The organism is Lentzea alba (genome assembly GCF_047445655.1).
GTDB lineage: Bacteria > Actinomycetota > Actinomycetes > Mycobacteriales > Pseudonocardiaceae > Lentzea > Lentzea alba_A.
In genome coordinates this window covers 317,076-325,253 of the sequence record NZ_JAJAEG010000009.1, presented here as the reverse complement: position 1 = coordinate 325,253, position 8,178 = coordinate 317,076, and the positions used below count along the sequence as shown (strand labels likewise).

Sequence of the window (8,178 nt, the reverse complement as noted above, 5' to 3'; positions counted from 1 at the left end):
CACCACGCCACACAGCCCCACCACGCCACACAGCCCCACCACGCCGCACAGCCCCACGGCAACCCAGCACCGCTCCATTCCGTGCGTCCTCGAAGCGACCCACCGCGCGATCGCGCCCCACGCCCTCGACGCACTCGCCGCAGCCCTTCGCGCCAACCCGACGACGATCACCGGAACCATCAGCAGGCACCAGGGCGGCCTCAAGATCGACCCACTCGCCGTCCACACCGAGGCAGGCGTGGTGATCCCGGACCTGGCCACGGACACCACCCGAGTACCGCTGCCACAAGGCTTCACCACGACCGACCCGTTGAGCGAGGCGATCGACAGCGCCCTGACGGTCCTAGCCGAGGCCGCGCATCGAGGCCTGGACCACCTGCCGAACAGCCTGCTCACCCGCCTGCGCGAGGTCGCTGCGAGCCTGAGCCGCACGGGCCTGCGCACGGCGGCGGACCGCGTCACGGCGTTCGCCGACGCCCCGGCCGCGGGCACGTGGCTCAGCGCGCACCTGAGGTTGCTCGTCACGGCCGATGCTCGCTGAACCGGTCGGGTCGATGCGTTGCGAGAGCACGTAGTCCTCGGCCGCCTCCGCGACGCGCCCGAGCCGTTCCAGCACATGACCACGGAGGTAGTGAGCCCGCGCCGCACCCCAGCCCCCGAGCGACACCCCGCGCGTGTACGCCTCGACCGCCTCGTCGAGCTGGCCGCACGCGACCAGGGCGTCGCCCCGCAGCGCCCACGTCCGGTCATCGCCGGGACTCAGCTCAACCAACGAATCCGAATACTCGACCGCACGCGCTGCCAGGCCGACGGCGAGGTGGGTCCGCACGAGGAAGCCGTGCAGGGCGTAGCTCTCGTCCTCCCACGCCAGCCGGTCAACCAAAGCAGGGCCCGGCGCGACGGACGTCAACGAGTCCAGGGCTCGCCCGAGCAACCGGTGCGTCTCCGCGATGTCGCGCTGCACAAAGGGAACAGCGGCGATCGCCCGGTGCAGCCGAGCCCGTTGCAGCGCGGACGAGGGCAGTTCCGACGAGGCCTTCACAGCCAGCGCGGCGCCGGCGCGCAGCGAGGTCGAGTCCACGCCGCGGGCAGCAGCGCGGAACACCACGAACAACGCCAGATCCCGCCGCACCGAGGCGGGCAGCCCGGACCTGGCGCCCCGCAGAGCCAGTGCCTCCACCGCGGACGCCGGCAGGTGGCAGCGCAGCACGGCCAGCTGTTCCAGAGCGAACGAAGGTGAGAGTGCGTCGGTCATGGGGAACAACGCCGCCGCACGCTGCGGATAACCCAGGCGCAGCAACAGTTCGCAGGCGACCTGACGCTCGGCCGTGCTCAACGGGCCGCTCAGACGTTCAGCCACCCGCCACCACAACGAGGAGGCCAGGTCGGCCGGGAACGCGGTCATCTCGCCACTGAGGCCGTCGACCCGGCCCCAGCTCGCGGCCGTCAGCAACCGCAGCTGCAACGACGGCGGCGACTCGAAACGGGGCACGTCCGCACCGGCAACGAAGGCCGTGGCCAGCGTGTGCGTGATCCGCGCGTGCAGTGGAGAGGCCGCGACAGGAGCGGCGAGACCCGCGTAGACACCGCAGGCGACGGGGACCTGCGCGGTGAGCAGGGCGCGCAGCCGGGTGGCCAGCGCGCGAGGGTCGGTGCGGTACCGCGGCGGCGCGGTCATGCGGGCCTCCCAGGGTCAGTTCAGCAGTTCCCACCCGCGTCTGGTCAGGCGGTGGCGGACCGATCTCCCGTTGCGGTGGGTGGAGACGAAACCGGCGGTGCGCAGCGCGGTCGCGTGCTGCGAGGCGGTGGGCAGGCTGATGCCCACGTGTTTGGCCAGTTCGGTGGTGGTGCGTTCGGATGTCAGTGCGCGCAGCACCAGCGTGCGGGTGCGGCCGAGGGCCAGTTCGAGGCTGGCGCCGGTCGGCTGGGTCGCCGCCACGGGGTAGAAGAGCAGGGGCTGCGGCTCGGCGAACATCGACACCGCCGGCCTGGTCAGGCCGTTCAGCACCGGCACGATGAGCATTCCGGTGCCGCGCAACGAGATCTCGGTGTCCCAGCCCAGTTCGACGTGCAGCGCGGGCGAGGTCCACGAGATCGACGGGTGCAGGTTGCCGAGCAGGTCCCCGAGTCCGCGCGTCACCGCCTGCGACGACCTCAGCCGCACCTCGGCGTCGAACGACTGGCGGGTGTCCGGCCAGTTCGACTCCAGCAGGTCGCGGAAGCCCGAGTTCAGCGCGGAACGCAGATCCAGGCGCGAGGTCGGTGTCCCCGCCGCGAACGACCGCAGCCACGGCGAGGTCGTGCCCAGCATGCTCGCGATCTGGTCGCGCACCCGTGTGGAAGGTACGCCGAGCACCTGGCGCACGGCCTCGTCGAAGTCGGGGCGCGCGGAGTTGAAGAAGTCCGGGATGAACCGTCCCGGCCGGACCAGCTCGGCGAGCGGGCGGATCTGCGGCAGCAGCAGGCGGTCCCAGTTACCGCTGTGCACCGTGAACACCAGCTCGTACATCGGCAGCGGGGCCGACGCGAACCGGGTGCGCGCCAGATCTTCCAACTCGAAGAGAATCGTCAACCCGCGGCCCTTGGGCGCGGATTCGGACAACACAATCGGCATTTGCTTCCCCCCGGAGTGCAACCACTTCCGACGGTACGCAGATCTCGTTGTCCGGTGTCAGCTCTGTTCCGGTTTACAACGTCCACCGGACAAACTCAAACCAACGGCCCAGCCTGTTCGGTGAGCTTCAACAGCAGGTCACGGGTGCTTTCACGCTCCTCTGGCGTCTCCTGGTCCCGCCACAGCAGATCCGCGAGCGTCACCCCATCGAGTGCCCGGGAAATAAGATCAGCACGCTGCGGATGCAACCCGTCGGAATCGATTTGCTGCCGCCAGCGGGTCGCGGCGACGTCCATCCGTTGCTGCAGTTCCGGAACTCCGAGCAATGCCGTTACGACAGATGGGTGAGCCCACAGCTCATCCGGCGTGAACGTCGCACGGATGTGCGCGCGCGTCCACCGGCCCGGCGTGTCCTCCGGTTCGAGCAGGCTCTCGACCGTCGCGTCGTAGTGGTCGAACCACTCGTCGATCAGGCCGACGATCAACGCCTGCTTCGTCCGGAAGTGGTGCAGCAGGCCACCCTTCGACACGCCCGCTTCCTTCGCCACCGCGTCGAGGCTGACGCCCGGTCCGTGCGCGATCAACGCGCGCGCGGCCGCCTCGATCACTTCACGGCGGGTGCGGGGCGCATTGCGCTGTTCTCCGGGCATGTGATCAACCTATCGTTTGCTTAGCCGACCGTCTGGACGGTACGTTAGTTTACAGACCAGATGGTCGGCTAAGGGGGTTCTCATGCGAAAGTGGGCAGCACTGGGCGTGCTCGCGCTCGCGTTGTTGTTGATCGCCGTGGACGGCACGGTGCTGGCTTTGGCGCTGCCCGCGCTCCAGCACGACCTGTCGCCCTCCGCCGCACAGGTGCTGTGGATCGGCGACATCTACTCGTTCGTGCTCGGCGGACTGCTCGTCACGATGGGCACGCTCGGCGACCGGATCGGCCGCAAGAAACTGCTGCTCATGGGCGCCGCCGGGTTCGGAGCGGCTTCATTGCTCGCAGCCTTCGCGCCGTCCGCGGAGTGGCTGATCGTGGCCCGCGCCCTGCTCGGCGTGGCGGGCGCGACGATCATGCCGTCGACGCTGTCGATCATCCGCAACCTGTTCACCGACCCAGCGGAACGCACGCGAGCGGTCGCGGTGTGGGCGGCGATGGCGACGGCGGGCGCGGCACTGGGCCCGTTGGTCGGCGGCGTGCTGCTCGAACACTTCTGGTGGGGCTCGGTGTTCATCATCAACCTGCCGGTGATGGCGCTGCTGCTGGTGTTCGGCGCGTGGTGGCTGCCGGAGACCCGCGACCCGAACCCAGGCCCGTTCGACTTGGTGTCGGCCGCGCTGTCGGCGGTCGGAGTGGTGCCGCTGGTCTACGCGATCAAGGAAGTCGCGCTGACGGGCCCGTCGTGGACCGCGTTCGGAGCCGGCCTGGTGGGCGTGGCCGGGCTGTGGCTGTTCGTGCGGCGGCAGCAGTCGTCAGCGCACCCGATGATCGACGTGGCGCTGTTCCGCAAGCCGGCGTTCTCCGGTGCCGTGGGCGCGACCATGATCGCGGTCTTCGCGCTGACCGGGCTGGTGTTCTTCCTGTCGCAGTACTTCCAGAACGTCCTGGGCTACTCGCCGCTGGAGGCCGGGCTGCGCGAACTGCCGCTCGGACTCTCCGGCCTGCTGGTGATCGCGCTGATCGGCCCGGTGGTGCGCCGCCTCGGCCTCGGCCGGTCGATCGCTTCAGGACTGCTGGTGAGCGCGGCCGGCCTGGCGATCATCGGCGTCTCGGCGGAGTACGGCGCCATCGCGGTGGCGCTGGTGATCGTCGGTGCCGGTGTGGGGCTGGCGCTGACGTTGACGACGGACGCTTTGGTGTCCGCCGTGCCCGCGGACAAGGCGGGCGCGGCGTCGGCGGTGTCCGAGACGGCCTACGAGCTCGGGGCGGCGCTGGGCATCGCGGTGCTCGGGACCGTGCTGTCGGCCTGGGCGGTGTCCGGCACGTTCACGGAGGCGGTGCAGGGGACGTCGCTGGTGGCGGCCGGACTGCTGGCGGTGGCGTCCTTTGTGGCCTACCGGCTCATTCCGACGGGCGCGACGCCTCGGCCAGGCGTTCGTGCAGACGCTCCCTGACCTGGTCCGGGGTGTAGGCGGCGCGGCGGCGCTGGTTGCGGGCCACCAGCACGCCGCTCGCCGCGACACCCGCGAAAGCGGCGATTCCGAGCACCTTCCACAGCTTCATGTGCCTAGGCTACTGGGCCATGGCGATAACCCTGGACGAAGCAGTCGAACTGACCCGCACGGGCGACGTGTGGGTGTTCCGCGGTCGTAGTGCCGCGGACCGGGCGATCCAGGCCATGACGAACAGCCCGGTCAACCACGTCGGCATGGCGATCGTGCTCGACGACCTGCCGCCGTTGATGTGGCACGCCGAGCTCGGCAAGTCGCTCAAGGACATGTGGACCGGCACGCACCAGCGCGGCGCCCAGCTGCACGACCTGCGCGACGCCGTGGTGACGTGGTGCGAGAAGTACAAGCAGCGGGCGTGGCTGCGGCAGCTCGACCACGCCGTCAGCCGCGAGATGGAGGACGCGGCCCTGCGCTCGGTCGCGCGGCTGGACGGCACGCCGTTCCCCTCGACCGCGCGTCTTGCCTCGCGCTGGCTGCGCGGGCGGGTTCCGTTGCGGCCCAAGGACACCACGTTGGAGAGCGCGTTCTGCGCGGAGATCGTCGCGGTGACGTACGAGGAGATGGGGTTGCTGCCCAAGCGGCGGCCCAACTGGTACGACCCCGGGCGGTTCTGGAGCGGAGACGACCTCGAGCTGCTCGACGGCGCCAAGCTCGGCGAGGAGATCGAGATCATCGTGTGAGGGCCGCGCCGACCAGGACCAGGCGCAACGTGCGTTCGGTCGCGTCGGTGAGGAGTTCCTGTGCCGTGGCGATCGCGGTGTCCAGTGCGACGGGTGCGGCGATGATGCTGGTGTAGGCGTCGATGCCGATGTCGTGGTTCACGCGCGCGTCGGCGCCGATCGTGCCGGCGAGCGCGATGACCGGCTTGCCGTGCAGCTTCGCGCGGCGCGCCACCTCGGCGGGGACCTTGCCGTGCGGGGTCTGGCCGTCGATGGCGCCTTCCGCGGTGATCACGAGGTCGGCGTGCGGCAGGCGGGCGTCGAGGTCGGAGTGTTCGAGGATCACGTCGAAGCGCGGCACGAGGGTGGCGTTCAACGCGTGCAGGCCCGCGCCGAGCCCGCCGGACGCGCCGCCGCCGGGGATGGTGCGGACGTCGCCGAGGAGATCGGCCCAGTTGTCGAGAGCTGCGGAGAGTTGCTCGACCTGGTCCGGCGTCGCACCTTTCTGCGGACCGAAAACCCTTGCCACGCCCCGTTCTCCGCACAGGACGTTGTGCGGGTTGCACGCGACGGTGAGCTCCGCCTTGTCCAGCCTCGGGTCCAGTTCGGACAGATCGAGCGTGCGGGCGTTGATCAGCGCCGCTCCCCCGCGTCCGATCTCGTCGCCGTTGGCGTCCCGGATGCTCGCGCCCAACGCCTGCAACGCACCCGCGCCGCCGTCGGACGTGCCGGAGTCGCCGCAGCCGACGAGGATCTTGTCCACGCCGAGGTCGAGCGCGGCCTTGATGAGCTCGCCGACGCCGTACGTGGTGGCGCTCGCCGGATCGCGGTGGTCTCTCGGCACCAGCCTCAACCCCGCCGCCGCGGCCATCTCCACTACGGCCGTGCGGGGTCCGGGGCCGCCGAGCAACGCGAAGTGCGACGGCACCGGCTCGCCGACGGGTCCGGTGACGAGGGTGGGGATCAGCGTGCCACCGGTGGCCTCCGCCAGGGCTTTGGCCGAACCTTCGCCGCCGTCGACGAGCGGTGCCTTGTCCACGATCGCGCCGGGCACGACGCGGTAGATGCCCTTGGTGATGGCGTCGGCGACCGCGCAGGCGTCGAGGGACTCCTTGAAACCGCTGGGAGCAACGAGGAAACGCATGACGACCTCTTTCTCTAGTGCAGGGGCAGGCCGAGGTGCGGCCAGACCAGGACGGCGAAGCCGAAGACGAGCCCTGCCGTCACGGGCGCGAGGAGTGCGGAGAGCTTGAGCAGGTCGCGCGGGCGGTAGGCGTCCGAGAAGAGGGCCACCGGCTTCGCGGACGACGTGAGGGTGTGGCAGAAGCCCGCGGCTGCCGTTGAGGCGAAGGCGAGGGCCACCGGGTTCAGGCCGGCGGTGACGGCCAGCGGGATGACGATCGGGATGAGGACGCTCGAGCGGGCCGACCGCGACTGGATCACCAGGTGGGCCAGGAGGCTCACCACGATGACGGTCGGGAGGAGGTGGGTGGGGCTGACCAGGCCTGCCAGGAGGTTTCCGGCGCCGGAGTCGATGAGCGCGGTGCCGAGCATCGTGGTGGCGGCCATGAACAGCAGGAGTGACCACGGGATGTCGGCGAAGGCCCTCTTCATCGTGGTGGTGCCTAGGCGTGGGGCGGTGATGACGACGGCGCCGGCGAGGGCGATGACCTCGGGTCGGATGTGGTGCCGCGGCTCGGTCAGCCACGCGAGCGAGACGGTGAGGACGAGGGCCAGGGCGGTCCACTCCGGCCTGGTGAGCTGCTGTGACCCGTTGAGCCGCGACGGCTCGGCGAGCTGCGGCGATCCCATCGGTGTGGTGAACGTTTGCGGACCGGTGAGCTGCGACGCTCCCGTCGCTGTGGTGAACATCCGCAGACCGGTCGTCGCGGATGCGGTCGGCGTCGGAGGGAGTTCGAGCGTCCGGAATTGTCGTTGCCGCGTGGGATATTTGGAACAGGGGACCCCCTGGAGGCGACCCTCGCTCCGCGCTGCGGGCACGAGCGCCGAGGCGACGATCGTGGCGGGCACGAGCGTGCGGACGGGCAGCTCGACAGTCGGCGATTCCCAGGAGGACCCGGCGCCGAGAGGCACAGCGAGCAGGGGCGCTACCCGGTCAGAGCGCGTGGTGAAGCGCCACAGCACGATCTCGGCGGTCACGTGCGCGCTCACCAACGCCAGCGGCACCCCGAGCAGCAACCACCACCCGAACCCGATCCCCTGCCCGGTAGCGGTCTCCAGCAACGAACTCGTGATCAGGTGCGCCCCCGCACCCACCAGCGAAGCCACCGCGGTCAACAGGATCACCGACGGGAACAGCACCCCGAGAGCCCGCGCGACGCGCGAGTTCAGCCGAGTGCGCAACGCCGAGCAGACCGGCAGAGCGAGAGCAGCCCGACCCGAGGTCGACGGCACGAAGAACGCGGTGAGCAGCAAGGCAAGAGCGGTGAGATGCGCGAGGCCACGCACGGTCCGAGCCCGCCCCACCAGCCAGGAAGCCAGCCGCAAAGGCAGCCCGGACGCCGTCACCCCGGCCGCGAGCACGAACGCCGCGATGAGCAGCCAAGTCGTCGAACTGCCCAGGGCAGCCAAGGAAGAAGCGGGCAGCACACCGAACAGCAGCAGCGCCGCCACGGCCGCCAGCGCGACGAACGTGTCGTCCAGCGGCGTGCACACCCACAGGAGCACCGCCATCCCGAAGACCACCAGCGTCAGAATCACGAGGACCAGAGTGGCCGAACACCC

The 8,178-nt window shown here is 70.3% G+C and carries 8 protein-coding genes; 2 read left to right on the top strand and 6 right to left on the bottom strand.

Translation table 11 applies throughout. The features are described 5' to 3' along the window. Positions 1 to 343: 343 nt before the first annotated feature. From LFM09_RS17580 to LFM09_RS17570, 3 genes are all read right to left on the bottom strand, one after another. Entirely contained in the window at positions 344 to 1,678 is a 1,335-nt protein-coding gene (locus tag LFM09_RS17580) for a BTAD domain-containing putative transcriptional regulator (RefSeq protein ID WP_414097527.1), read from the bottom strand. 15 nt (positions 1,679 to 1,693) lie between these two features. Continuing rightward, the gene (locus LFM09_RS17575) at positions 1,694 to 2,614 is read right to left on the bottom strand and encodes an ArsR/SmtB family transcription factor (RefSeq protein ID WP_414097526.1); all 921 of its coding nucleotides are present in this window, start codon (positions 2,612 to 2,614) and stop codon (positions 1,694 to 1,696) included. Between the two features lie 95 nt (positions 2,615 to 2,709). Then, positions 2,710 to 3,264 carry a TetR/AcrR family transcriptional regulator gene (locus LFM09_RS17570; RefSeq protein WP_414097525.1) on the bottom strand — a complete coding sequence of 185 codons (555 nt, stop codon included), beginning with the start codon at positions 3,262 to 3,264 and terminating at the stop codon, positions 2,710 to 2,712. 82 nt (positions 3,265 to 3,346) lie between these two features. Between LFM09_RS17570 and LFM09_RS17565 the strand changes: the two genes are divergently transcribed. Next, positions 3,347 to 4,717, top strand: a complete 1,371-nt coding sequence (locus tag LFM09_RS17565; protein WP_414097524.1) for an MFS transporter — start codon at positions 3,347 to 3,349, stop codon at positions 4,715 to 4,717. Here the strand turns inward: LFM09_RS17565 and LFM09_RS17560 are convergent. Beyond that, positions 4,665 to 4,826: a hypothetical protein gene (locus LFM09_RS17560; RefSeq protein ID WP_414097523.1), complete on the bottom strand. Its 162-nt coding sequence runs from the start codon at positions 4,824 to 4,826 to the stop codon at positions 4,665 to 4,667. The two genes, LFM09_RS17565 and LFM09_RS17560, sit on opposite strands and share 53 nt — an antisense overlap. Positions 4,827 to 4,845: 19 nt before the next feature. Here LFM09_RS17560 and LFM09_RS17555 point away from each other — a divergent pair, with 19 nt between their 5' ends. Next, positions 4,846 to 5,454 (top strand): hypothetical protein, encoded by a 609-nt coding sequence (locus LFM09_RS17555; RefSeq protein ID WP_414097522.1) that lies wholly within the window; start codon positions 4,846 to 4,848, stop codon positions 5,452 to 5,454. On the opposite strand, the gene LFM09_RS17550 is transcribed toward LFM09_RS17555, so the two are convergent. Both LFM09_RS17550 and LFM09_RS17545 read right to left on the bottom strand, forming a co-directional pair. Then, positions 5,444 to 6,577, bottom strand: a complete 1,134-nt coding sequence (locus tag LFM09_RS17550; RefSeq protein ID WP_414097521.1) for a glycerate kinase — start codon at positions 6,575 to 6,577, stop codon at positions 5,444 to 5,446. The two genes, LFM09_RS17555 and LFM09_RS17550, sit on opposite strands and share 11 nt — an antisense overlap. Before the next feature lie 14 nt (positions 6,578 to 6,591). Continuing rightward, complete coding sequence (locus LFM09_RS17545; protein ID WP_414097520.1) at positions 6,592 to 8,154, bottom strand: SLC13 family permease; 1,563 nt, start codon at positions 8,152 to 8,154, stop codon at positions 6,592 to 6,594. Positions 8,155 to 8,178 lie beyond the last annotated feature (24 nt).